Genomic DNA, 22,274 nt, shown 5'->3' with positions numbered 1-22,274 from the left:
TGCCGTTCATTATTAGACAAGTTTGTTTCGCAACAATAGACTATTCAGTCTAGAAGATGCCAACTCAACTATCCGGAGGATTTAGATTCGTGGCAGCATCCATCGCAATCATCGGAGCGGGCCCCCGCGGGATCTCCATCACTGAACGCCTCGCCGCATACCTGCGCGAGCGCCCGAGCCAGACCCCGCTCACCCTCCACGTCATTGATGACTCTCAAATTGGCGCCGGCCGCGTCTGGGACACCACCCAAACCCACACGCTGTGCATGAACACACTCGCCGGCGCCGTCACACTCTTCACCGAACCCGGCGCAACCGTCGGCGCCCCCATCCTCGAAGGCCCCACCATGTACGAGTGGATCCAGGCCCTTCGGGGCGAGCATTCGCATCCGCTTATGCGCGCCCACCCGCACCCCCTCCCCACCTCCTTCACCGAAGAGATCCGCGCAACCCGACCAGAGTCCAACCCTTCGCGCGCACTCTACGGCGAGTACCTGCGCTGGGTATGGCAAGTTGCGTTGGCCCAGCTGCCGGAGAACGTGACCGTGGTTGAACACAACACCCGCGCGGTGAGCATCCACGAAGACGGCGTTACTGACGCGATCCAGCTTGCGGATGGCACCGTGATCCACGCCGACGCCACCGTGCTTGCCACCGGCTGGGTGCTGCCGGGCATGTCGCCTGGACAGCGGGCGTTTGCGGATTCCGGCGTGACCTACATCGGCGCGAACAACCCGGTTGAGCAGGACGTGGATCGCCTCGCCCCCGGCGAGCAGGTGCTGGTGCGCGGCATGGGCATGGGCTTTTTCGACCTCATGGCACTTGTCACCATTGGCCGCGGTGGGCGTTTTGTAGAGGATGCGTCGACACGCTCCGGCCTGCGCTACGAGCCCAGCGGGCGCGAACCACACCTTGTCGTGACCTCCGGGCGCGGCTACCCCTACCTGCCGAAATCCGAGTACCACTCGCTGCCGCCGAAGGCCGATCTGACTCGCCTGCGCGCCGCCATCGATGCTGCCACGGCCAGCGAGGCGCCGGTTTCCTTCGGCCGCGACCTCTGGCCGGCACTGGCCCGTGACGCCTACGCGGCGTATTACACCACGCTTGCAAGGGTGCGTCCACAAGCAATGAAGCTCCCGCTTGACGAGGTTTTGGCCGCCATCGATGCCGTTGACCTGGACGCACACGCAAGCGCTGCCAGCATCTTCCCCGTCGCCGAAGCGCTGAGCGAGACTTGCGCGGACTTCAGCACCGAACCTTTCCACCTTGCCCACTGGGCCGACCCGCTCGCCGGCACCGAGACGCTGTCGCTGGAAGAGCTCAACCACTGCATCGGCAAACGCATGGCAGATGACATCCGCGAGGCCGTCGCCGCCGCCGACTCCCCCATCAAGGCTGGCCTGTGGGTGATCTCCGCAGGCCGCAAACCCAGCGCTATCGCCACCGAAAACGGCCGCGGCCCCCGCGAAGCAGCCCTGTCGCAGTACATGGCGTTCGGCCAAATGGTCGGCTCCGGCCCACCACTATTCCGCACCCGCGAGCTTCTCGCGCTTGCCGACGCCTCCCTGGCCACCTTCCTCGGCCCCAACCCCACCACCGAGGTCTCCACTGGCAATTCTGATGCTACAGGCGCCGAGGGCACCTACACCGCCAGGAGCCACTCGCGCACCGTCACCGCAACGGCGCTGGCAGACGCATTTTTGCCGGGCCCGGATGTGCGTACGTCGGGGGACGCGTTGGTGGCGTCGTTAAGAAACAGCTCCCGCGTGCGCCCGTTTGCACCCGGCGGGGTGGAAACGGCCGCGCCGGAGACCGACGCCGATACTCGACGCACCGTCCACCCCGACGGCACGCTCGATCCGCGCCTGCACATCGTGGGCATTCCGACCGGCAAGCAGTGGGCGGACACGACAATTTCGCCGATGCCGGGCACGAACCCGCTGATGCTGCAGGAAACGGACAAGACGGCGCTGTCGCTTCTGACGCAGGCGGGTGTGCTCTAGGCCTGCGGCTTAGGTTGGCGCTGGGGTCGCACATGGTGTCTCCATATCGTCTAGCAGTGAGCAAGATGTTGCTAGACGATAAAATTTTTCCTCCGCATTTCCGCAGGTCGCATTTTGTTGGATTTGGGGCTTTTTGCAATGTCGTCTAGCAGCGGCCCGAGAGCGCTAGACGATAAACGTTATGTCAAGCAGGGCCCGCCGCTACCCCAGGTCGCGCGCCACCGCCCAACGCGTGAGCTGATGCCGGTTCGAGGTCTGCGTCTTGCGCAGGATGTTGGAGGCGTGCGTCTCCACCGTCTTCACCGAGATGAACAGGCGCTCGGCGATCTCCTTGTACGTGTAGCCGCGCGCAAGGAGGCGCAACACCTCCAGCTCGCGCCGGGTGAGCGAGTCCACTGCCGGGTCGTCCTCCTCCACCACCGGCCCGGAGGCAAAAGCGTCGAGCACGAACCCGGCGAGCCGTGGCGAGAAGTACGCGTCCCCACCACGCACCCGCTCAATTGCCTCCGCAAGCTCCGCGCTCGCGATGTTCTTGGTCACGTACCCGCGCGCACCCGCCCTGATCAGGGCGATGACGTCTTCTGCTGCATCCGAGACGCTCAGCGCCAAATACGCAGGTCCCGGCGCGCGTTTGAGGACGGCTAGGCCCCCGCCGTCGGGCATGTGCACGTCTAAGAGCACCACGTCCGGCTGGGTCTCCTCGATCCCGCGCACCGCCTCCGCAACGGTGCCGGCCTCTCCGACGATTTCCACCGCAGCGGACAGCTCGGCTTTCACTCCGGCCCGAAACACCGAGTGGTCATCCACCAAAAACACGCGCGTCATAGGTCCAACGCTAGTTCGATCTCGGAGCCATTGCTTATCGACGCCACCACGCCCACCTCTCCCCCAACCCGCTCAACCCGGCCCACAATGGAGTCTCGTAAACCGTGCCGGTCTGCCGGTATGGCGTCTGGGTCGAAGCCTTTGCCACGGTCGCGGACGAACACTTCGAGTCGGCCGGCGAGGTGTTCGGCGTAGACGTCGATAGTATCCACACCCGAATGCTTGGCGGCGTTGACCATGGCCTCACGCGCGGCGAGCACGACCGCTTCGGTGCGCTGGTCAAAGGGGATGTCTTCGCCGACCGTGACCGGCTTGATCACTACCCCGTACGTGTCTTCAACCTCGCCCGCAGCCTTCTGCAGTGCGGCGAAGACGGTGGTGTGGTTGGACACGGTGTCATTGAAAAGCCAGGCGCGAAGCTCCCGCTCTTGACCGCGCGCGAGCCGGGCAACCTCCTCCGGATCGTCGGCCTGCTTTTGAATCAGCGCAAGCGTCTGCAGCACCGAATCGTGCAGGCGCGAGGCGATCTCCGCGCGCTGGTTCGCCACCGCTTTTGCTTCACGCTCCGCAACCAGCGAGTTAGCCAGCTTGACCATCAGCGGCACTACTAAAACGCCGACACCCAGCACCGTGACCAGTACAGAGACGACCACACCGGCTACTCCACTGCTCTCCCCTATGAGCGCAATTGCCAGTACTCCGCCCATGATCAACAGCGCACCCAGGGTCAGTGCGGCAATGTTGCGCCACGAATCCGTACCGCGGTCATACGCCTGCAGCGCGATCACCGCACCAACAATGAGCACGCCAAGGATGAACAACACCGCCCCGCCAGCACCGGAGGAGACCTGTAACGACGTCAGCGCTCCTGCAAACCCGGCGAGCACCAGGAAGATATCAAGCGCGCTGGGGCGCTGCCGCGGGGCCGTGTTCTCGGCAAGCGGGGTGAACATCCACAACCCGGCGTATAACAACGCGCCGAAGCCGCCGGCGAAACTCGCCGCCACAAAAAACAGGCGTACCCACTTCGCCTCCACCCCGAGATGCGAGGCCAGGCCAGCGGCCACGCCGGCGATCACGCGACGGGATCTCACTCGGGTGAGCCGGGGATACAACGCAGACATGTCCCCCATCGTTGCACGCCCAATGCCCTGAGCACATCGGGGTAAACCCTGAAAAGAAAAATCAGGGTCATACCCGATACCGTGCCAGGCGTTGGCTCACAACAATAGAAGCCATGGAAACCAACACACTGAAACGCATGTGGGAGACCCGCCCACCCCGCATCCCTCAAGACCAAGGCGGCAAAGCCGTCATCGCTGGTGTCTGCGAAGGCATCGGTGCCCGCTTCCAAATCGACCCAACGCTGATCCGCGTCCTGTTTGTCGTTTTGTCTTTCGCCTTCGGCGGCGGTCTGTTCCTCTACCTATTGTGCTGGATCAACATGCCCCGCTTCGGGCTAACCCGCACACCGGCAAACGCGATTTCCACTCCGAAAGATCAGCTGACCAAGATTGAGAAGAAAGAGCGCGATACCGGCTGGCTGCTGCTCGTTGGCCTTGTCATCTTCTTCCCGTCCGTTGCTGTAGCTAGCGACATGCGAGGAGTCTTGGTTACCTTCGTGCTCTTCGCGCTCGGCTGGTACCTCGCCTACCAGCGACAGCCGGAGGCGCCGGCGGGGTTGTTGGTGGTGGGGGGCGAGGCGGCGTCGGCAAGCGAAGGCCCTGCCGTGGATACCTCCCACCTGACCGTGCCGGAGGGCTACGAACACCCCGGGCAGAAACCACCGGCATGGGACCCACTCGGTGCGGCACCGGGCCTGTGGCACCTGCCGGACCCAGTCGAGCCGGCACCGGAGCGTGCGCAAGCAAAGAAGCGCTACTGGCTGTGGGTCCCCGTCACGCTGGTGCTGACAACGGCAACGGTGTTTGCGCTGGGGGTCACCAGCGAATTGCGACTTGGCAATTACAGCCGCTTCGGCAGCGCGTACATCACCGTGTACGACGTCGACGAGCTACCAGACCAAATGGGCACCAGCGGCTTCATCGGCGAGTCCTACATCGACTTCACCGATCTCGAACCGCTGAGTGAGCCGAAAACGGTCAACATTGCGAACAACATCGGCAGAACCGACATCATCCTGCCGCAAAACGTCCCGGTTGACATCACCTGCAAGGTGAACATCGGCGAGGCCGCATGCCCCGAAGAACGACAAAACGCGGACAAGGACGGCGCACTGCTCACGATTAACGTGACGCAGCGCGTCGGATCCGTGTCCGCGTACTACGCCCGCGAGAACGCGGGCGAGGAAAACTGAATTACTCCCACTCGATGGTCCCCGGCGGCTTGGACGTCACGTCCAACACCACGCGGTTGACATCAGCCACCTCGTTGGTGATACGGGTGGAGATCACCTCAAGCGTCTCGTACGGGATGCGCACCCAGTCCGCGGTCATCGCGTCCTCAGAGGTAACGGGGCGCAGCACGATCGGGTGGCCGTAGGTGCGGCCGTCGCCCTGAACGCCCACCGAGCGCACATCAGCCAGCAGGACCACCGGGCACTGCCAGATCTGGTCATCCAGGCCAGCCTTGGTCAGCTCCTCGCGAGCAATCGCATCAGCGGCGCGAAGGGTTTCCAGGCGTTCCTCGGTGACCTCGCCAATAATGCGGATACCCAGGCCCGGGCCCGGGAACGGCTGGCGGTTCACAATCACCTCGGGCAGGCCGAGCTCGCGGCCAACGGCGCGGACCTCGTCCTTAAACAGCAGGCGAAGCGGCTCAACCAGCTCGAACTCCACGTCATCCGGCAGGCCACCCACGTTGTGGTGGCTCTTAATGTTGGCGGTACCGGTGCCGCCGCCGGACTCCACAACGTCCGGGTACAGGGTGCCCTGCACCAGGTAGTCCACGTTTTTCTCGTTTCCGGATTCTGCAAGAATCCCGGAAACAGCGCGCTCGAAGGAGCGGATGAACTCCGCACCGATCGCCTTGCGCTTCGCTTCCGGCTCGGTCACACCGGCCAGCTTGTCCAGGAATGCCTTGCGCTCATCCACCGTCACCAGCTTCGCGCCGGTTGCGGCAACAAAGTCGGTCTCCACCTGCTCGCGCTCGCCCTGGCGCAGCAAGCCATGGTCCACGAACACACAGGTCAAACGGTCACCGATCGCGCGCTGCACCAGCGCGGCAGCAACTGCGGAATCCACACCACCGGAAAGGCCACAGATCGCGTAGCCGTCCCCAACCTGGGTGCGAACCTGCTCAATGAGCTGCTCCGCAATGTTGGACGCCGTCCAGTTCTGCTCCAGGCCAGCGATCTCGGTGAGGAAGCGGGTCAGCACCTCCTGGCCGTGCGGGGAGTGCATGACTTCCGGGTGGTACTGCACGCCGGCGAACTTGCGCTCTACGTTCTCAAACGCAGCAACCGGCGCGCCCGGGGTAGACGCGGTGACCTCGAAGCCTTCCGGTGCGCGCGTCACGGAATCGCCGTGCGACATCCACACTGGGTGCTCATCCAGACCAGCGTGCAGCACGCCGCCCTTGACAGCCATCGCCGTGCGGCCGTATTCGCGGGAGCCGGTCTTGGCAACCTCGCCACCCAGCGCCTGCGTCATCACCTGGAAGCCGTAGCAAATACCAAAGATAGGCAGACCCAGCTCAAAGATCTCCGGATCCAGCTGCGGGGCGCCCTCGGCGTACACCGAAGACGGGCCGCCGGAGAGCACGAGTGCCACCGGATCCTTCGCTTTAAGCTCTTCTGCCGTGATGGTGGAGGGAACCACCTCCGAGTACACGTTCGCCTCACGCACGCGCCGCGCGATGAGCTGCGCGTATTGCGCGCCAAAGTCCACTACAAGTACAGGTCTCACGGTTTCAAATACTAACTGATGCCACCCCTGATCCCCCAGACGTGTACTGGCCATGCATAATCCATGCATGAAAACTGTCCGCCCTTCTACCCCGCCGCAGGGTATGGCCATTGCTTGCATTCTTGGTTCATGCTTGTCGTTGCAGTTCGGAGCAGCTCTTGCTACGCAACTGTTTCCGGCGGCTGGTACGTGGGCCACGGCATCGCTGCGCCTGCTGATCGCCGCGGTTATCCTCTTCGCTCTCTCGCGTCCGCGTTTCTGGGAGTGGAGCGCCGCCCAGTGGCGCGGCGTGTGCCTGCTGGGGCTAACCATGGGTGGGATGAACGGCTCGTTCTACGCCGGCATTTCCACCATCCCCCTAGGCACCGCGGTGACCATCGAGTTTTTGGGCCCCTTGCTGCTTGCGGCGGTGCTTTCGCGCTCGCTTCGCGACGCCACCTCCGTCGCCCTCGCCATGATCGGCATGGCCCTTCTGGCCGTGGACTCTTTGACGGGCGACCCGCTGGATCCCCAAGGCGTTGTCTACATCCTCATCGCCGGCGTGTTTTGGGCGGGCTACATCATGGCGAACAAGCACGCCGGTGCGTTGGTGCCCGGCCAGGGTGGCCTTGCGGTGTCGCTTGCCGTGGGCGGGTTAATCCTGATGCCGTTGGGTTGGCGCGGCTCCGTTGTCATTCTCACGGACTTTTCGCTGCTCTGGTTAGCCATCGGTACGGCGATCTTGGCGTCTTTGATCCCCTATTCGCTGGAGCTGATCGCCATGCGCCAGCTCCAGCCGAACGTGTTCGCCATTTTCATCGCCCTGGAGCCAGCGTTTGCTGCCGTCATCGGCTGGCTTGTGCTTGCGCAAAGCCCAAGCCTGCTCAAGGTCGCCGCAATCGTGCTGGTGATCTTGGCGTCTGTCAACCAGACCTTGGGTGGGCGGCGCACCCGGCGCCGCAGGTAGCGGCCCCGCACAGGGCCACTACCTGGCCACTAAATGGTCGGCCGAACCGCCAGCTGCGCCTTCTGGAAGGCCTTGACCGTGGTAAAGCCACACTTGGCCATGATTCGGCGCAGGCCACCAATGAGGTTCAAGGTGCCCCAGGCGTCATTGGAAGGACCATGCAGGACCACCTCAAGCGGGTAGTGATTTTCTGAAAAATCCACCTGAATGCCACCGCGCGGGTTGCGCGGGTGCGCTGCCTGTGGCTCCCAATAAGAGCCTTGGGCTGCGGCCTCCTCGGCGCACGCCAGCGGGCGGCCAACCATCATGGCGTCAGCGCCACACGCCAGCGCCACAGCAATCTGGCCCGCCGTGTTTACATCGCCGTTAGCCACGATGTGTACGTAACGACCCTCGGTCTCATCCAGGTAGTCGCGCCGTGCCGCCGCGACATCTGCAATCGCGGTGGCCAACGGAACGCCGATGCCCTCCAGGCCAGCGCTACCGCTGCCCACAATCACACCGGCCACGCCAGCGCGCATCAGGTGCATCGCCGTGGAGTAGTCATAAACGCCGCCTGCGATCACCGGCACCTCAAGCGAGCCGACGAACTCCTTCAAGTTCAGCGGCTCCCCGCCCTGCTGCACGTGCTCCGCGGACACCAGCGAACCCTGGATGAACAGGAGCTCTGCGCCTGCCGCAATCACCACAGGCGCCAGCTCACGGGCGTTCTGCGGGCTCACACGCACCGCAACGGTCACCCCAGAGTCACGCACCTGGCGGATACGCTCCGTCAGCAGATCAGTATCCAACGCCTGCGCGTGCAGACGCTGCAACGTCTCCACAGCCTGCGTCTTCGACGCCTCGTACTCCAGGTAGTCCTTCCGGGAGTTCATCGTCTCCGGGTACTGCGTCTTACCGGTGACCTCCGCAATCGCGTCTGGGATGGAGGCGCTGCGCCCCCACAGACCCTCAGCGTCAATCACACCCAGGCCGCCCTGCTTGCCCATCTCAATGACAAACTCCGGGCTTGCCAACGCATCCGTCGGGTACGAAATGATCGGGGCGTCAAAGGTGTACGCATCCACATGCCACGTGGTGTCAACGTCCTTGGACGAGCGGGTGCGGCGGGTGGGGACCAACGTGACGTCGTCAAGCGAAAAAGCCCTACGAGCGTCCCGGCCAATACCAATTTCTACAATCTCGCGCATGATGCTCCTAGCCGCGGTAGTTCGGGGCCTCGACGGTCTGCGTGATGTCGTGCGGGTGCGACTCACGCAAGCCAGCCGTAGTGATCTGTACAAACTGCTTCGTCTGCAGCTCTTCAATCGTTGCGGCACCGGTGTAGCCCATCGCCGCGCGCAGGCCGCCAACGATCTGGTGTGTGATGGCATCCAGCTCGCCGCGGTACGGCACGCGGCCCTCGATACCCTCCGGCACCAGCTTGTCCTCGCTAGCAACGTCAGCCTGGAAGTAGCGGTCCTTGGAGAAGGAACGCTTCTCACCCGTCAGGCCACGGCCCTGCATCGCGCCCATGGAGCCCATGCCGCGGTAGCGCTTGTACTGCTTGCCACCAACCACAACGATCTCGCCCGGAGCCTCCGCGGTACCAGCAAGCATGGAGCCCAGCATGACTGACGACGCACCCGCCGCCAGCGCCTTCGCCACATCACCAGAGTGCTGCATGCCACCATCAGCAATAATCGGCACACCCGCCTTCTTTGCCGGCACCGACGCCTCCAGAATCGCCGTGATCTGCGGCGCGCCAACACCAGCAACCACGCGCGTGGTGCAGATGGAGCCTGGGCCGATGCCAACCTTGATCGCGTCCGCGCCAGCATCAACCATCGCCTGCGCCGCAGAACGGGTAGCCAGGTTGCCGCCAATCACATCAACACGGTCGCCGAAGTCCTTCTTCACGCGGGAGACCATCTCCAGCACGCGGTTGTTGTGTGCGTGCGCGGAATCCACCACAAGCGCGTTCACGCCGGCCTCAACCAACAGGCCCGCGCGATCGTAGGAATCCTCACCGGTGCCCACACCGGCGGCGACCAGCAAGCGACCCTCAGCGTCCTTCGACGCCAACGGGTACTGCTCACTCTTCACAAAATCCTTCACGGTGATCAGGCCAGCAAGCGTGCCATCTGCAGCCACGATCGGCAGCTTCTCCACCTTGTTGGCGGACAGCAGGTTCAGCGCCTCTTCCTTGCTCACGCCCTCGCGTGCAACCACCAGCGGCATCGGGGTCATTACCTCAGCGACCTTGCGGCTAAAGTCCCGCTCAAAACGCATGTCACGGTTCGTGATGATGCCAGCCAGCTTGCCCGCATCATCCACCACCGGCAGACCAGAGATACGGAAACGTGCACACAGCGCGTCCACATCAGCCAGCGTCATCTCCGGGGTGGCCGTCACCGGGTTGGTGACCATGCCAGACTCGGAGCGCTTCACAATGTCAACCTGCTCCGCCTGCTCCTGCGCGCTCAAGTTGCGGTGCAGCACACCAATACCACCCTGGCGCGCCATGGCGATCGCCATTCGCGACTCAGTCACCGTGTCCATCGCCGCCGACGCAATCGGAATACGCAACGAAATGTTGCGGGTGAGTTGCGTCGAGGTAGACACCTCAGAAGGGACGATGTGCGACTCCGCGGGGAGCAGCAGCACATCATCAAACGTCAAGCCTCGAAGGAGGACTTTTTCCGGATCATCGCCACCAGTTAGTACACGCTCATTTGCCATGTCGCCATGATATTAGAAGTAAGGGTCAGGGGCATAGTCGGCTTCTTTTCTTTAGCGGCTAGTCTGGTCTTCGTGAACTACGACGACATGATGCCACTCGACCCGTTCGCGGATGACCCGAACGACCCGGCATCGTTCATCGAAGATGACGAGCCGTTCGAGCCACTTAGTGACCAAGAACGCGCCGAAGTCCTCCAAGACCTAGGACACGTGCGCGAATGTAAACTCCGCCTGCGCCCACGCGGCATCCAGGGAATCTTCTTCCAGTGCGAAGACTGCGAGCAGATGCACTACTACGACTGGGAAATCATGGAGCAGAACATGCTCTCAACGCTGCGTGGTGAGCTACCCCCGGTGCATGAACCCAGCGCGCGCCCCAACGTTGAGGCGTACGTGCCTTGGGATTACGCCATGGGCTTCCTCGACGGGCTTGACGCCCGCGGGCGCTAGCTGGGGCTCTTCAGCCTGGGTTTTTGAGCCCGGGCTTATTCGGGCTACTGCCCCGGGGTTGCCGGCACCACTGGCGGCACCGTCACGCTTCCTGGGTGGCCAGGTTGCCCCTCCGGCTGCGGGTTCTGCGCCGCGCCCTGCCCCGGCTGCTGCTGGCCAGGCTGGCCCGGCTGGCCTTCGGGCTGTGGGCTTTGCTGATCTTGCGACTGACCAGGCTCACCCGGCTGGCCCGACTGGCCAGGCTGGGTCGACGTCGGCGTCGACGGGCTTGGGCTAACCGTGTGCGAGGAAGACACAGGCTGCTTCACCGTCTCTGTCTGCGTCACGGTCACAGCCACGGTCACAGTTTCAGTGACGGTGTGCGGAGGCTCCGCCGGCTTCTCCTCCCGCTTCACGTGCTCCTCCGCAGGCTGCGTGTTCGCGCCGTCCGCCGCCATCGCCTCTGCCAGTTCCCGCGCCTGGATCAGCAGCTGCTCAAGGTAGTCCGCATCACCGCCCTGGCTAGCCACCTGGATTTCCTCCAGGGTGGAGGCAAGCTCGATGGCTGCGGTGTTGTTGGGGCTCATGCTTGTCGACGTCTCCCGCAACGCCGAGTCCTGCTCCAGATCCAAAAACGCCACACCTCCACCGACGACCATCGCCGACGCTGCGGCAGCGCCAATGAGGCCAGCGGCCCACGGGTTCATCTGCTTGCGAGGAGCGCTCCCGCCGGAGGTACGCCTCTTAGTGGTGGCCTCGGTGCGGCCCCCGTTGATCGCCGTGAGCTTCGGCGCGGACACGTGCTCAACGCTGGGCGCGTCCGGCATCGACTGTTCAACCTCCGCCCGCAGTTCCAAAAACAACCCAGCAAGCGGGTCTTCCCCATCGGAGGGGTCAACGCCGCGGCCAAGCGCGTCGAGGAACGCGTCAGTGTCATTGACGTGTTCAACCTGCGTCGCATCATTATCAAACTGACCCTTATCGCGGCCTGTCATTGATCCCGGTCCTGTTCTTCCAAAGCCTCGCGCAGCTTTGCCAGTGCCCGGTGTTGGGCAACTCGCACGGCCCCGGGGGTAGACCCCACGGCCTCAGCTGTCTCTTCTGCGGACAGGCCCACGAACACCCGCAAGATAATGATGTCTCGAGCCTTGTCACCTAGTTCATCGAGCAAAACCCTAATTTGGTTACTACCGTCTGCTTCCAGCGCAAACATTTCGGGGGTAGCGCCGGTATCAACAGCATCCGGCACCTCTTCCGTGGGTGTGAGTTTGTCTCTAAAAAGGCTGCGGTGTGCGTCCGCAACCTTGTTAAACGCAATGCCGTACACGAATGCCATGAACGGCTTGCCCATGTCTTGGTACTTGTCTATGGACGTTGCCACGGCCAAGCAGATTTCCTGCGCCACATCCTCAGCCGTTGGCATCCGGCCACCACTGATGCGTGCGCGGGCATACCGCAGCACCTGGGGGTGAACGATTCGGATGACGTTTTGCAGTGCCCGTTTGTTCCCAGCGGCGGCAAGCGGAACAAGGCGCGTGAGTTCATCCTCTGCATCAGGCTGGGACACAGCGCTCCTTTCTTCCTCGCTCACCCGTGGTCCCGGGCAATACATCTTCGGCCACAGTACCGATGTCTCTATTTTCACACCAGCAACCGCGCCGAGGAAAAACTGGCCAGCCCAGTAGCCCCATAAGAGCCTAAAACGCCTGGGAAATAAGAATTCTCCCCGAATTCACCCACCCTTAACCTTTAACAAAACCACTGCTCATAAGCATTTTTTACGGGGGCACACCGATGGCGCAAGATGCCCGTTACCGCGGCTTCACCAACCGTTTACCAAAGCAGACCACACTGCTACATCGGCTGTACGAAAGCAGATTGAAGGAGCTCTAAGACTATGTCCCTGCCAAGCGCACTGCCCGGACCAAACGCAGACTTCTGGGATTGGCAGCTACGCAGCGCCTGCCGAGGCGAAGCATCTGAGATCTTCTACCACCCCGACGGGGAGCGTGGCCGCGCCCGCGCACAGCGTGAAAACCGCGCCAAGGCCATCTGCTTCCAGTGCCCGGTGCTCTCGCAGTGCCGCGAGCACGCACTGCGCGTGGCAGAGCCTTACGGCATCTGGGGCGGCATGAGCGAGTCGGAGCGCCAGGCAATTCTGCGCAAGTCTCGCGGCGGCGCCCGTGTTCCTGCTGCGGCTGCATCCGCGAAGTAGCCCCAAACATCGGATAAGGCGCCAGCACCCCGGGAAAGGCGAAAGCCCCGCTCATACCGAAGTAAGAGCGGGGCTTAAGCGTTTAGCTTGGGCGTTTAGCCGTAGAAACTAGTGCATGTGGCCGTGGTGGCCGCCAGCAGCAGCTGGTGCAGTCTCTTCTTCAGGCTTGGTCACAACGGAAGCCTCGGTGGTCAGGATCATACGAGCCACGGAAGCAGCGTTGACCACTGCGGAGTGGGTGACCTTCACCGGGTCGATGATGCCCTGCTCAATCAGGTCGCCGTACTCCAAGGTTGCGGCATTGAAGCCGGAGCCGTTCGGCATCTCTGCGGTCTTGGACACGACAACGGCACCATCAAGGCCAGCGTTCTCAGCAATCCAGAATGCCGGCTTGGTCAGGGCACGAGACACGGCCAGGACGCCGGTCTTCTGCTCGCCCTCAAATTCCTCAGCGAACTGCTCGAGTTCCTTCGAAATCTGGACCAAAGCGGAACCACCGCCGGCGATGATGCCCTCCTGGACCGCGGCGCGCGCGGCGTTGATGGCATCCTCGACACGCAGCTTGCGCTCGTTCATCTCCGTCTCGGTGGCTGCACCGACGCGGATCACGGCAACGCCGCCGGAAAGCTTGGCAAGGCGCTCCTCGATCTTTTCCTTGTCCCAGGAAGAGTCGGTGGTTTCCACGTCACGACGCAGCTGGTTACGACGCTCCTCCACAGCCTCTGCGGTACCCGCACCGTCAACAATGATGGTCTCATCCTTGTTCACGGTCACGCGGCGGGCAGAGCCCATGTGCTCCACGGTGGCGTCCTTCAGGTTCACGCCAACCTCCGGATCAATAACCGTGGCGGCGGTGACCACTGCCAGGTCATCCATGAACGCCTTGCGGCGCTCACCGAAGTACGGCGACTTCACTGCAACAACCTTCAGCGTCTTGCGCAGGGTGTTAACCACCAGGGTCTGCAGCGGCTCGCCCTCAATGTCTTCAGCGATGATCAACAGCGGAACGTTAGCCTCCGCCACCTGCTCCAGCACCGGCAGGAAGTCCGGCAGGGAGGAGATCTTGTTGCGGACGAGCAGCACACGTGCGTCTTCAAGCACGGCCTGGCCAGCGTCCGGATCAGTCATGAAGTACGGGGACAAAAAGCCCTTGTCAAAGGAGATGCCCTCGGTCAGGTCCACGTAGGAATCGATGGAGGTGGACTCCTCGACGGTAACCACACCGTCCTTGCCCACCTTGTCCATGGCGCCAGAGACCATCTCGCCGACCTCCGGGTCGCGGGAGGACACGGTGGCCACGTTCGCGATCTCCGTGGTGGAGGACACGTCGGTTGCGCGGTTTACCAGCTCCTGGACAACCTTCTCGGCTGCGGCACGGATGCCCTTGTTCAGCTCGATCGGGTTCGCGCCAGCTGCCACGTTGCGCAGGCCTTCTGCCACCAGCGCCTGCGCGAGCAGGGTTGCGGTGGTGGTGCCGTCACCAGCAATGTCGTTGGTCTTCACAGCAACGGACTTCACCAGCTGGGCGCCGAGGTTCTCAAACGGATCCTCAAGATCAATGTCGCGCGCGATGGTCACGCCGTCATTGGTCACGGTCGGGCCGCCCCAGCTCTTGGACAGCACCACGTTGCGGCCGCGGGGGCCGAGGGTGACCTTGACCGCGTCTGCGAGCGTGTCCACGCCGCGCTGGATGCCCTCGCGGGCCTCCTGGTCAAATGCGATCAGTTTTGCCATATCGGGCGCAGCCCCTTACTTCTCAATAACAGCGAGCAGGTCACGTGCGGAAAGGAGCAAGTACTCCTCACCGCCGTACTTCAGCTCGGTGCCGCCGTACTTGGCAAACACGACGGTGTCGCCTTCCTTGACATCCAGAGCCACACGGTTGCCGTTATCGTCCAGACGGCCCGGGCCGACTGCAACCACGACAGCCTCCTGCGGCTTCTCAGCAGCGGAGTCCGGGATAACCAGGCCGGATGCGGTGGTGGTCTCAGCCTCGGCGATCTGCACCAGAACCTTGTCGTCGAGAGGGCGGATGTTGACGTTTGCCATGATAGGTACTTGACCTTTCGTCTCTAAAGCGTTTGGAAAATGTTGCGGTTATTCCCATGTCGCGCAGCCGTCGTCGCGGGTGAACAACTGTGCTCGAGACAACCCGTTTAGCACTCTACCGTCGCGAGTGCTAAGTGACAACAACGCCGCCCAAACAAGCCCTAATCCTGCGGTGCACCCATGTTGAGCACCGCGTTTTCCCACAGCTGAAACTCCTCCGGGTTGTCGTCCCGGTAGTGGCGTGCGGCGCGGATGGTCTGTTTGATCTCCTCCACGATGTCGTCGTTAATGCTGGTGCCCTTGCGGCCGGTGAAGATCACCGGGCCGGAAATCGCGGTCATCGGGTCCTGCAAGAAGCTGGGGTTGCCGGTGGCTGCATGGTTCTTCGCCAGGGAGGCAACCGGGTTCGGCTTCGCGCGGTCCTCGCGTGCGGACGGCGAGTAGATCGCCTCAAACTCCTCTTCCTGCTCCATAAACGCCACACGCACCGTGTCAAGCACCACAGGGCCAAGGAAATGGTTGGCGTCTGCGAGGTCGAACACAATGCGTCGATACGTCAGATCCGGGTTAACAAGCAGGCCAAAACGCTGGTCGTCTCCATGCATGGCGGGGTCCTTTCGCAGTCAGGCAAAGCATGAATCCACAACAGGCTAACTGCACAAAGGCAATCCCGCTCGCTAACTTTTCCAGGCAGCCATCTGGCGCTAGATCTGGCGCTAGACCAGCGGCACCTCAACCTCAAGCGAAGTGTCGGTCGCCGCATCCAACCCGGAGGGCTGCGCGCCCTCATGAATCAGCTGGGCGGCAAGCGCCGCGATCATCACACCGTTATCCGTGCACAGGCGAAACCGTGGCACGCGAAGTTCAATCCCGCGCTCGGCGCACCGTTGTTCTGCCAGCTCGCGCAGTCGCGAGTTCGCCGCAACTCCGCCACCCAACAGCAGCGTGCGCGCACCAGTGTCCTCGCAGGCCAGCACGGCTTTCTTGGTCAGCACGTCACACACCGCCTCTTGGAAGGATGCGCACACGTCCGGCACGGAATACTCCTCGGCAGATTCCACGTAGCGCGCCACCGCCGTCTTGAGCCCAGAGAATGAAAAGTTGTAGCGGTGCTCCCCGCGCATGTCCTCAGCCTTGGTCAATGCTCGCGGCAGGGCAATGTTCGGCGTTCCAAGGGCACTTTGCTTATCCACGACCGGCCCTCCCGGATACCCCAACCCCAAAAGACGCGCGACCTTGTCGTACGCTTCCCCAGCTGCGTCATCAAGCGTGGAACCGAGCTCGCGCATGGGCTTGCCAACGGCATCCACCTCAAGCAGCTGCGTATGACCTCCGGACACCAAAAGCGCAATGGAGTGCGGCAGCTCCCCTTCCCCGTCCAGGTTGGCCACCGCAACGTGCCCGCCTAGGTGGTTGACGCCGTAAAACGGCACGCCCCAAGCGGCGGCGTACGCCTTCGCAGCGGACGCACCCACCAACAGTGCCCCGGCAAGACCCGGGCCCACCGTCGCCGCCACCGCATCAGGTTTTTCAATGCCTGCTTCTGCAAGTGCGGCCTCCATCACCTGCGGCATCGCCTCCAAGTGGGCGCGCGAGGCGATCTCGGGTACCACCCCACCGAAAACGGCGTGCTCCTCCATAGAAGACGCAACCTTATCCGCAAGGATGGTCATCGTGCCGTCTGCTTCCAGACGCACAATGCCCACACCCGTCTCATCACACGAGGACTCAATACCAAGCACAATCATTGGGAATCACCTTTCGTGGCAGCGGGCTGGGTGGTGGCAGGCCGGGTCATGGTAAACGCATCCGCCCCAGAGGGCTGATAGTAGGCCTTGCGGGTGGCAAGGGTGTAAAAACCGTAGCTTTCATACAGTGCGATCGCGGGCGCGTTGTCGGTGCGGACCTCCAAAAAGATCGGTCCACCCAGAAGGTCCGCAGTGTGCACAAGCTGGTCCATCAACGCCCGCCCAATGCCTTTGCCTTGGTGCGCGCGATCCACACCGATGGTGTGTACTTCAAACTCTGGGTCATTGCGAGGCCCCAGCATGGCTAGGCCCGCGTAGCCGACCAAAAGCTCCTCCCCGGCTTCTTTCCCGGGCAGAAACGCCCCAACATAAAACGTATGGGGGGCGGCAAACTCGGCGACAAAGGCCTCGCGTGACCATGGGTTGTCGTTAGCAAAGAGGTCGGCTTCGATGTGGGCGACCCGCGTTGCGTCGTCAAGCACAAGCTCCCTGAAGATCATTTGGGTGGCACCGCATCGGGCCTGCGCAGATACAGTGGCACCAGCGGAGCCGGCGGTGCAGTGAAGTCCGCGGCCGCAACCAAGCCAGCTGTGCGCGGGCCGAGGTAGGTGACCTCGCCGGCTGTGACCTGCAGCTGATCACGGAGATGCTCCGGGCAGCTGAGCACGTCGACCGACTCCACAGCAACAGCAGAAGGCGCGCACACGTCAGGGCCCGCCACGCGCGTGCCGCGCTCATAGTGTGCCCAGTACACCTCGCGACGGCGCGCATCCGTCACCACCAGACACGAGGGGGCATCAACCGTCAGCCCTGTCGCATCGTGTGTGACCACACCGTAGACGGGAATCTTCAACGCCTGCGCAAATGCGGAGGCTGAAGCCATGCCCACCCTCAGGCCGGTAAACGGGCCAGGCCCGCAACCAACCACCACAGCTTCAAGGTCCGCGTAGGTAACGCCTGCTTCCTGCAGCATGGCCTCGACGGTAGGAACCAGCAGCTCGTTGTGGGCACGAGTGGCCTGAGCGGACTCCGCCAGAACGGTTAGCGCCCCATCTTTGCCACGCTTTGCAACACCAACGACCAGCTCAGCCGTCGCGGTGTCAATAGTCAGAACAAACTTGGGATCAGGCATTACTGCGCAATACCCAGCTGCCACTGGCCATCCGAGTAGAAGAACGGCATGCCAGCGTCCATCGGGTAGGTCTCAGTGTGCGGGGTGCTGCAGATATTAATGTCATTCAACGCAACCTGGTCCAGTCCCACCTGGGCCTCCACATCGTGTGGCAAAAGCAACACGTAGCCGTAACGGCCGTTCAGATCCAGGGTCGGATCAAGCTCAAACGCCTCCAGCTTGGCGTCGATCAACTCTGGCGGCTCATTCGGGCACAAGATGGTGTAAGCGGCGTACGTATTGGTGTCATAGACCAAGGCCGGGTTGACCAGGTTTGCCACAACAGCACCGCTGTTGGGTCGCGCCCCCTCAAGGGAGGTGGTCAACGAGTTGGTCGGAGCGATCTTCACCTCCGCCGCCTCAGGGCGAGACTGCGGGATAAAAATCAGGCCGATAAGGGCAACAATCCAGGCTGCGACAGCAAGGACAACCCAATTGCGCTGCGTGTTGGAGAGATTCAGCATGCGCCCCAGCCTACAACCCGCCGCCACAGGCAGTGAACCAGGTGATCACACGGCCTTCAGATTCCGGGTCTTGCTTAAACAGCGTTTCCCGATCCAGCTTGATAAGCAGGTATTTCGACGCGATCTGCTCCACCAGCCCTCCGCCCCATTCGGCGACAACCACCGCGCCGTCCAAATCCGTATCCAAATCCAGGGCATCCAGCTCCCCCAGCGGATCCCCGCTGCCGCCCTCACCAACCAACCGGTAGGCGTCCACGTGCACCAGGTTGGGCCCGCCCACGGTGGAGCGATGTTCGCGGGCAATCACAAACGTCGGACTTGTCACCCTGCCCTTAACCTGCATGCCAGCAGCAATCCCCTGGGTGAGGGTGGTTTTGCCGGCGCCCAGTGGGCCGTCCAAAATCACCACATCGCCGGCCTCCAGCGCGGCCCCCAGTTCGCGGCCCAACGCCTGCGTTGCAGCTGCGTCCTCACACACGCGGCTGCCCTCGGCAGGAAATGATGCTTTCATGGATTTCCTTTCAACAGTGCCTTTCAACAGTGCCTTTCAACAGTGTTCAGTCAGCGGTACTCGCGGCGGGTGCGGCCCTTCGGTGAGCACAACACCTCATAGTCAATGGTGCCAATGCGGCCGGCAAGCTCGGTGGCGCTCATCCCGCCGGGGCCGAAGATCACGGCCTCATCACCAGCCGTGACCTCATCCTCGTTGGCGTCTAACCAGATCACCATCTGATCCATGCACACGCGCCCCACCACCGGGTAACGCTTGCCACGCACCGTGATCTGCAGGTGCGGCTGCCATGCACGCGACACACCATCGGCATAGCCAGCGGGAACCACAGCGGTAAAACCGTCGCGCGGGGCGTGCCACGTCAACCCGTAGCTGACCGGGTCGCCCTTGCCAATGCGCTTGACCGCCAAAATGTCCGCCACCCACGACATCGCCGGACGCAGTCCCTTATCTGCACTCGCACCCTGACCCGTACCTGCACCAACGATCGGATCTATGCCGTACAGGCTGACCCCGGGGCGGACCTGGTCAAAGTGCAGGTCCGGTCGCGTCCACGTCGCCGCCGTGTTGGCCAGGTGGTTGCAGGAAAGCTCCAGACCCGCTGCGCGCCCACGGTTGATTGCGGCACGAAACTGCTCCGCCTGCGTATCGGTGTAGGGATCTTGCGGGTTATCCGCATAGGCCAGGTGGCTCATCAGCCCCTTGACGCGGATGCGCCCGGCCTGCTCCGCCTCAGCCGCCAGGGCGAAGACCTCATCCCACGCGCTTTCATCAAAGCCGGAGCGATGCATGCCGGTTTCCACTTTGAGGTACGTGGTGGGGGTAAACGGGGCGTCGATAAGCCTGAGCAAATGCTCCATCGTGGGGGCAGCGAGCTCGATGCCTTCCGGGATGTCGTCGCTCGGGTCCCACAGCCAGCACATCACCGGCAGGCGGGTGAGGGCGCGGACCTCTCGGGCCTCGGCGAGCGTGGCCACCCCGAAGGCGTCCGCACCGTTGGCTTCCATCACCGGCACGCAGCGCACAACCCCGTGGTTGTAGGCGTCTGCTTTGACAATGCACACCAGATTCGCGTCGCCTGCCTGGCGTTTCAGCAAGCGGGTGTTGTGCGCGATCGCGTCAAGATCAATGCGAGCAGTCAAACTCATGCGTTCATTACAGCAGGTGCAGCGCGCCGAGCGCGATCAGCATCACCGACACCGCCCACGTTGCGGCCAGCGACACGGTTTTTGGGTTCGCGCGCGCCCACGCAAACGCGCGCCCGGCAGCAGAGTTCGGCTTCGCGCGCACCCACCCCACCAGCAGGGCACACAGCGTGGGCAGCGACAGTGCAACCGTGGCGTACAGCGGAATCGCCGCGTAGCGCTGCACCGGCTCGATGCCAGCGGCCGACAGCAGCGCCAGCCCGCCATAAAACGGCACCGAGGTCGCCGACTGCACCAGCCCCAGCACCACACCCGTGAGCACTGTGCTTATCGACGGCACCGCCAACGGCCCCATCACCTTCTGCACAAGACCGGCGTTATCCCCGCCCCGAAGCGCCAAAAGACCAGTGACAACGCCGGTGACAATCAGCAAAATGCCGAACACTGGGCCCTCGACGAAGCGTTGGACGGTGTCACCGAGGCCGTCGAAAATCAGCAGCATCAGCGCCGCAAGCGATGCAACCCCCAGCCAATCACCCGCGATCAGCAGACCTGTGACCTTGGCATATCTGCGGTTTTCCCGAGGCGCCACAATGCCCACGGCCACGATGACTGCAATCAGCAGCAGGTTGACCGAGTCAATAAAAGCAAGTGATAAGGCGCCTAGCATCCATGCCACCCTACGCGGCTTTCCGGCAGAAACATATGCCAAATCAAGTAGAGTTGCCCGTGTGTCTGCGAACTTGAAGCAACTTTCAGAACTGTCCAAGCGCGGCCCACACCGTGTGATGGAGGGCGACCTGGGCCACACCGGCCTGCCCGGCAAGGTCTACGCGCCTGCCAAAGGCAAGGACCTGCCGGCGGTAGCGTTCGGTCACGACTGGCGCCGCGACATCGGTGCGTACACCGAGACGCTTCGCCACCTTGCCAGCTGGGGCATCGTGGTGGCGGCACCTGATACTGAAACTGATTTGAGCCCTGATCACGCTGGCTTTGCCGCAGATTTGGAAACCACACTGCAGATCCTCGGTGGTGTGCGCATGGGAGACGGCGAGATCACCGTCTCCCCCGGCAAGTTGGGGCTTGCCGGCCACGGCATGGGCGGCGGTGCAGCAGTGCTCGCAGCAGTTGGCAACGACAAGGTTCGCGCAGTGGCCCCCCTCTACCCGGCAAACGTGGCACCGTCTGCAATCGAGGCGGCACGCCGCGTGTACGTACCCGGCATGATCGTGGGCCCAGGCGAGGACGCCAACTCCCTGTTCAACCCCGGCAACCCCGCCAAGCTTGCCTACAACTGGGCCGGCCAAGTGTCCTACCGGACGGTAAAGAAAGCATCCCAGCAGGGCTTTTCCGAAGACGGCCTGGGCATCCGCCTGCTGGGCCTTGGCTCTAATGACAAGAAGAACCAGGAAACCACCCGCGCACTGCTCACCGGCTTTTTGCTGCACAAGCTTGCCGGCGAGAAGAAATACGCCGCGTTTTCGGATGCGGAAGCCACCGGCAAGAACGTGGACTCCCTCATCGGTGAAGACCTTGCTGAGGCCGCAGGCATCGCCCGCGACGACAGCAAGTTCTCCCTGTTCTAGCTGGCTTGTGTTCTAGCTGGCTTGTGTTCTAGCTGGCTTGAGCCGGCGTCGCGCAGGCTTCTGCTTGTCCTTTGATTGCCTTCTGCTTGCTCCTGCTTGTGTCGGCTTCTGCTTGTCTTCTGCTCGCTTTCTACTTGACATAACGTTTATCTGCTAGGAGGGCGGACGGGCTCCTAGCATACAACGCAAAAATGGCCGAAAGTCTGCACATTTCACCTGGGGAAATGGAGGGCGGTTTTCATTGTCTGCTAGGAGTATCCCGCCGTCCACTAGCAGACATTGCAAAAGCCCAGAGCAAGCCGAGCGCGACCGGGCAAGCGCAGCGCAAGCCAAGCCAATGAATATTTCGACGGCCACATGGAAACCCAGTCCCAGCCCCGCAACCAGGCACTGGCGGCCATTATCGACGCCATCACCATCGCTGGTAAGAACAACGTTCCTGTCACCGACACCACCAGCTGGTGTACGGCGGTCGAGAAAAAGGTGGCCGTACCCGGGTCCAGCCTCGTCGAATTCGCCCTGGACGGCCGCCGCCAGCATTAACCGCTGCTGCAGACCTCTTTCACCCGGCTCTCCCGAACCTCCGAGGAAGTAC

Annotated in this window: 24 protein-coding genes; 7 read left to right on the top strand and 17 right to left on the bottom strand. The window is 62.7% G+C overall.

All coding sequences use genetic code 11. The features are described from left to right. Positions 1-56: 56 nt before the first annotated feature. Complete coding sequence (locus tag I6I71_RS05165; RefSeq protein WP_201822755.1) at positions 57-2,003, top strand: FAD/NAD(P)-binding protein; 1,947 nt, start codon at positions 57-59, stop codon at positions 2,001-2,003. A 201-nt stretch (positions 2,004-2,204) separates the two neighbouring features. Here the strand turns inward: I6I71_RS05165 and I6I71_RS05160 are convergent, their stop codons facing one another. Both I6I71_RS05160 and I6I71_RS05155 read right to left on the bottom strand, forming a co-directional pair. Beyond that, on the bottom strand, positions 2,205-2,828 hold the full coding sequence (locus I6I71_RS05160; protein ID WP_201822752.1) for a LuxR C-terminal-related transcriptional regulator: 624 nt from the start codon (positions 2,826-2,828) through the stop codon (positions 2,205-2,207). After that, entirely contained in the window at positions 2,825-3,952 is a 1,128-nt protein-coding gene (locus tag I6I71_RS05155) for an ATP-binding protein (RefSeq protein ID WP_236587400.1), read from the bottom strand. Before I6I71_RS05155 ends, I6I71_RS05160 begins: the two co-directional genes overlap by 4 nt. 113 nt (positions 3,953-4,065) lie before the next feature. Between I6I71_RS05155 and I6I71_RS05150 the strand changes: the two genes are divergently transcribed. Continuing rightward, positions 4,066-5,145 carry a PspC domain-containing protein gene (locus I6I71_RS05150; protein WP_201822746.1) on the top strand — a complete coding sequence of 360 codons (1,080 nt, stop codon included), beginning with the start codon at positions 4,066-4,068 and terminating at the stop codon, positions 5,143-5,145. A gap of 1 nt (position 5,146) precedes the next feature. Here the strand turns inward: I6I71_RS05150 and guaA are convergent, their stop codons facing one another. Then, positions 5,147-6,748: a glutamine-hydrolyzing GMP synthase gene (gene guaA / locus I6I71_RS05145; RefSeq protein ID WP_083278854.1), complete on the bottom strand. Its 1,602-nt coding sequence runs from the start codon at positions 6,746-6,748 to the stop codon at positions 5,147-5,149. 13 nt (positions 6,749-6,761) lie between these two features. Between guaA and I6I71_RS05140 the strand changes: the two genes are divergently transcribed. Beyond that, entirely contained in the window at positions 6,762-7,640 is an 879-nt protein-coding gene (locus I6I71_RS05140; RefSeq protein ID WP_236587399.1) for an EamA family transporter, read from the top strand. A gap of 29 nt (positions 7,641-7,669) precedes the next feature. On the opposite strand, the gene I6I71_RS05135 is transcribed toward I6I71_RS05140, so the two are convergent. Together I6I71_RS05135 and guaB are read right to left on the bottom strand one after the other, a co-directional pair. After that, positions 7,670-8,830: a GuaB3 family IMP dehydrogenase-related protein gene (locus I6I71_RS05135; protein WP_052205321.1), complete on the bottom strand. Its 1,161-nt coding sequence runs from the start codon at positions 8,828-8,830 to the stop codon at positions 7,670-7,672. A gap of 7 nt (positions 8,831-8,837) precedes the next feature. Next, positions 8,838-10,361 carry an IMP dehydrogenase gene (gene guaB / locus I6I71_RS05130; RefSeq protein ID WP_101733867.1) on the bottom strand — a complete coding sequence of 508 codons (1,524 nt, stop codon included), beginning with the start codon at positions 10,359-10,361 and terminating at the stop codon, positions 8,838-8,840. An 87-nt stretch (positions 10,362-10,448) separates the two neighbouring features. Between guaB and I6I71_RS05125 the strand changes: the two genes are divergently transcribed. Next, positions 10,449-10,811 carry a DUF5319 domain-containing protein gene (locus I6I71_RS05125; protein ID WP_373270998.1) on the top strand — a complete coding sequence of 121 codons (363 nt, stop codon included), beginning with the start codon at positions 10,449-10,451 and terminating at the stop codon, positions 10,809-10,811. Positions 10,812-10,855: 44 nt separating this feature from the next. Here I6I71_RS05125 and I6I71_RS05120 read toward each other — a convergent pair whose 3' ends face one another. Then, complete coding sequence (locus tag I6I71_RS05120) at positions 10,856-11,785, bottom strand: hypothetical protein (RefSeq protein ID WP_201822743.1); 930 nt, start codon at positions 11,783-11,785, stop codon at positions 10,856-10,858. Continuing rightward, on the bottom strand, positions 11,782-12,402 hold the full coding sequence (locus tag I6I71_RS05115; RefSeq protein WP_070493720.1) for a sigma-70 family RNA polymerase sigma factor: 621 nt from the start codon (positions 12,400-12,402) through the stop codon (positions 11,782-11,784). The genes I6I71_RS05120 and I6I71_RS05115 overlap by 4 nt, the downstream gene beginning before the upstream one ends. A gap of 285 nt (positions 12,403-12,687) precedes the next feature. Here I6I71_RS05115 and I6I71_RS05110 point away from each other — a divergent pair, with 285 nt between their 5' ends. Further along, positions 12,688-13,005: a WhiB family transcriptional regulator gene (locus I6I71_RS05110; RefSeq protein ID WP_052205325.1), complete on the top strand. Its 318-nt coding sequence runs from the start codon at positions 12,688-12,690 to the stop codon at positions 13,003-13,005. A 108-nt stretch (positions 13,006-13,113) separates the two neighbouring features. Here I6I71_RS05110 and groL read toward each other — a convergent pair whose 3' ends face one another. From groL to I6I71_RS05060, 10 genes are all read right to left on the bottom strand, one after another. Continuing rightward, on the bottom strand, positions 13,114-14,739 hold the full coding sequence (gene groL, locus I6I71_RS05105) for a chaperonin GroEL (RefSeq protein ID WP_201822741.1): 1,626 nt from the start codon (positions 14,737-14,739) through the stop codon (positions 13,114-13,116). A gap of 15 nt (positions 14,740-14,754) precedes the next feature. Further along, positions 14,755-15,054, bottom strand: coding sequence for a co-chaperone GroES (gene groES, locus I6I71_RS05100; protein WP_052205327.1), 300 nt, complete (start codon positions 15,052-15,054; stop codon positions 14,755-14,757). A 161-nt stretch (positions 15,055-15,215) separates the two neighbouring features. Further along, positions 15,216-15,659: a hypothetical protein gene (locus I6I71_RS05095; protein WP_101733863.1), complete on the bottom strand. Its 444-nt coding sequence runs from the start codon at positions 15,657-15,659 to the stop codon at positions 15,216-15,218. Positions 15,660-15,770: 111 nt separating this feature from the next. Continuing rightward, positions 15,771-16,802 carry a tRNA (adenosine(37)-N6)-threonylcarbamoyltransferase complex transferase subunit TsaD gene (tsaD, locus tag I6I71_RS05090; RefSeq protein ID WP_201822739.1) on the bottom strand — a complete coding sequence of 344 codons (1,032 nt, stop codon included), beginning with the start codon at positions 16,800-16,802 and terminating at the stop codon, positions 15,771-15,773. Continuing rightward, positions 16,799-17,302: a ribosomal protein S18-alanine N-acetyltransferase gene (gene rimI / locus I6I71_RS05085; RefSeq protein WP_201822735.1), complete on the bottom strand. Its 504-nt coding sequence runs from the start codon at positions 17,300-17,302 to the stop codon at positions 16,799-16,801. Before rimI ends, tsaD begins: the two co-directional genes overlap by 4 nt. Next, positions 17,299-17,934, bottom strand: coding sequence for a tRNA (adenosine(37)-N6)-threonylcarbamoyltransferase complex dimerization subunit type 1 TsaB (gene tsaB / locus I6I71_RS05080; RefSeq protein ID WP_201822728.1), 636 nt, complete (start codon positions 17,932-17,934; stop codon positions 17,299-17,301). Before tsaB ends, rimI begins: the two co-directional genes overlap by 4 nt. After that, positions 17,934-18,437, bottom strand: coding sequence for a hypothetical protein (locus I6I71_RS05075; RefSeq protein WP_201822720.1), 504 nt, complete (start codon positions 18,435-18,437; stop codon positions 17,934-17,936). The genes tsaB and I6I71_RS05075 overlap by 1 nt, the downstream gene beginning before the upstream one ends. Before the next feature lie 10 nt (positions 18,438-18,447). Then, positions 18,448-18,948, bottom strand: a complete 501-nt coding sequence (gene tsaE / locus I6I71_RS05070) for a tRNA (adenosine(37)-N6)-threonylcarbamoyltransferase complex ATPase subunit type 1 TsaE (RefSeq protein WP_201822718.1) — start codon at positions 18,946-18,948, stop codon at positions 18,448-18,450. Positions 18,949-18,998: 50 nt separating this feature from the next. Beyond that, a complete protein-coding gene (gene alr / locus I6I71_RS05065; RefSeq protein ID WP_201822710.1) occupies positions 18,999-20,096 on the bottom strand; it encodes an alanine racemase in 1,098 nt (365 codons plus the stop codon). 7 nt (positions 20,097-20,103) lie between these two features. Further along, positions 20,104-20,763 (bottom strand): hypothetical protein, encoded by a 660-nt coding sequence (locus I6I71_RS05060; protein ID WP_052205335.1) that lies wholly within the window; start codon positions 20,761-20,763, stop codon positions 20,104-20,106. 61 nt (positions 20,764-20,824) lie between these two features. Between I6I71_RS05060 and I6I71_RS05055 the strand changes: the two genes are divergently transcribed. Together I6I71_RS05055 and I6I71_RS05050 are read left to right on the top strand one after the other, a co-directional pair. Next, positions 20,825-21,679, top strand: a complete 855-nt coding sequence (locus tag I6I71_RS05055; RefSeq protein ID WP_201822708.1) for a poly(ethylene terephthalate) hydrolase family protein — start codon at positions 20,825-20,827, stop codon at positions 21,677-21,679. A 279-nt stretch (positions 21,680-21,958) separates the two neighbouring features. Further along, positions 21,959-22,222 (top strand): hypothetical protein, encoded by a 264-nt coding sequence (locus I6I71_RS05050; RefSeq protein ID WP_201822700.1) that lies wholly within the window; start codon positions 21,959-21,961, stop codon positions 22,220-22,222. The last annotated feature ends 52 nt before the right edge of the window (positions 22,223-22,274 follow it).

Source organism: Corynebacterium riegelii, assembly GCF_016728505.1.
GTDB classification, from domain to species: Bacteria; Actinomycetota; Actinomycetes; order Mycobacteriales; family Mycobacteriaceae; genus Corynebacterium; species Corynebacterium riegelii.
This window is presented reverse-complemented; position numbering and strand designations above follow the sequence as displayed.

Bases quoted from the DNA above. Each gene is read 5' to 3' on its own strand.
- tsaD (WP_201822739.1), bottom strand. From the start codon at position 16,802: ATGATTGTGCTTGGTATTGAGTCCTCGTGTGATGAGACGGGTGTGGGC.
- I6I71_RS05135 (WP_052205321.1), bottom strand. From the start codon at position 8,830: ATGCGCGAGATTGTAGAAATTGGTATTGGCCGGGACGCTCGTAGGGCT.
- I6I71_RS05110 (WP_052205325.1), top strand. From the start codon at position 12,688: ATGTCCCTGCCAAGCGCACTGCCCGGACCAAACGCAGACTTCTGGGAT.
- guaA (WP_083278854.1), bottom strand. From the start codon at position 6,748: ATGGCCAGTACACGTCTGGGGGATCAGGGGTGGCATCAGTTAGTATTT.
- I6I71_RS05150 (WP_201822746.1), top strand. From the start codon at position 4,066: ATGGAAACCAACACACTGAAACGCATGTGGGAGACCCGCCCACCCCGC.
- I6I71_RS05165 (WP_201822755.1), top strand. From the start codon at position 57: ATGCCAACTCAACTATCCGGAGGATTTAGATTCGTGGCAGCATCCATC.
- I6I71_RS05120 (WP_201822743.1), bottom strand. From the start codon at position 11,785: ATGACAGGCCGCGATAAGGGTCAGTTTGATAATGATGCGACGCAGGTT.
- I6I71_RS05140 (WP_236587399.1), top strand. From the start codon at position 6,762: ATGAAAACTGTCCGCCCTTCTACCCCGCCGCAGGGTATGGCCATTGCT.
- I6I71_RS05095 (WP_101733863.1), bottom strand. From the start codon at position 15,659: ATGCATGGAGACGACCAGCGTTTTGGCCTGCTTGTTAACCCGGATCTG.
- I6I71_RS05075 (WP_201822720.1), bottom strand. From the start codon at position 18,437: ATGCTGAATCTCTCCAACACGCAGCGCAATTGGGTTGTCCTTGCTGTC.
- I6I71_RS05160 (WP_201822752.1), bottom strand. From the start codon at position 2,828: ATGACGCGCGTGTTTTTGGTGGATGACCACTCGGTGTTTCGGGCCGGA.
- I6I71_RS05125 (WP_373270998.1), top strand. From the start codon at position 10,449: ATGATGCCACTCGACCCGTTCGCGGATGACCCGAACGACCCGGCATCG.
- rimI (WP_201822735.1), bottom strand. From the start codon at position 17,302: ATGATCTTCAGGGAGCTTGTGCTTGACGACGCAACGCGGGTCGCCCAC.
- guaB (WP_101733867.1), bottom strand. From the start codon at position 10,361: ATGGCAAATGAGCGTGTACTAACTGGTGGCGATGATCCGGAAAAAGTC.
- alr (WP_201822710.1), bottom strand. From the start codon at position 20,096: ATGAGTTTGACTGCTCGCATTGATCTTGACGCGATCGCGCACAACACC.
- tsaE (WP_201822718.1), bottom strand. From the start codon at position 18,948: ATGAAAGCATCATTTCCTGCCGAGGGCAGCCGCGTGTGTGAGGACGCA.
- tsaB (WP_201822728.1), bottom strand. From the start codon at position 17,934: ATGCCTGATCCCAAGTTTGTTCTGACTATTGACACCGCGACGGCTGAG.
- I6I71_RS05155 (WP_236587400.1), bottom strand. From the start codon at position 3,952: ATGTCTGCGTTGTATCCCCGGCTCACCCGAGTGAGATCCCGTCGCGTG.
- I6I71_RS05060 (WP_052205335.1), bottom strand. From the start codon at position 20,763: ATGCTAGGCGCCTTATCACTTGCTTTTATTGACTCGGTCAACCTGCTG.
- I6I71_RS05115 (WP_070493720.1), bottom strand. From the start codon at position 12,402: ATGTATTGCCCGGGACCACGGGTGAGCGAGGAAGAAAGGAGCGCTGTG.
- groES (WP_052205327.1), bottom strand. From the start codon at position 15,054: ATGGCAAACGTCAACATCCGCCCTCTCGACGACAAGGTTCTGGTGCAG.
- groL (WP_201822741.1), bottom strand. From the start codon at position 14,739: ATGGCAAAACTGATCGCATTTGACCAGGAGGCCCGCGAGGGCATCCAG.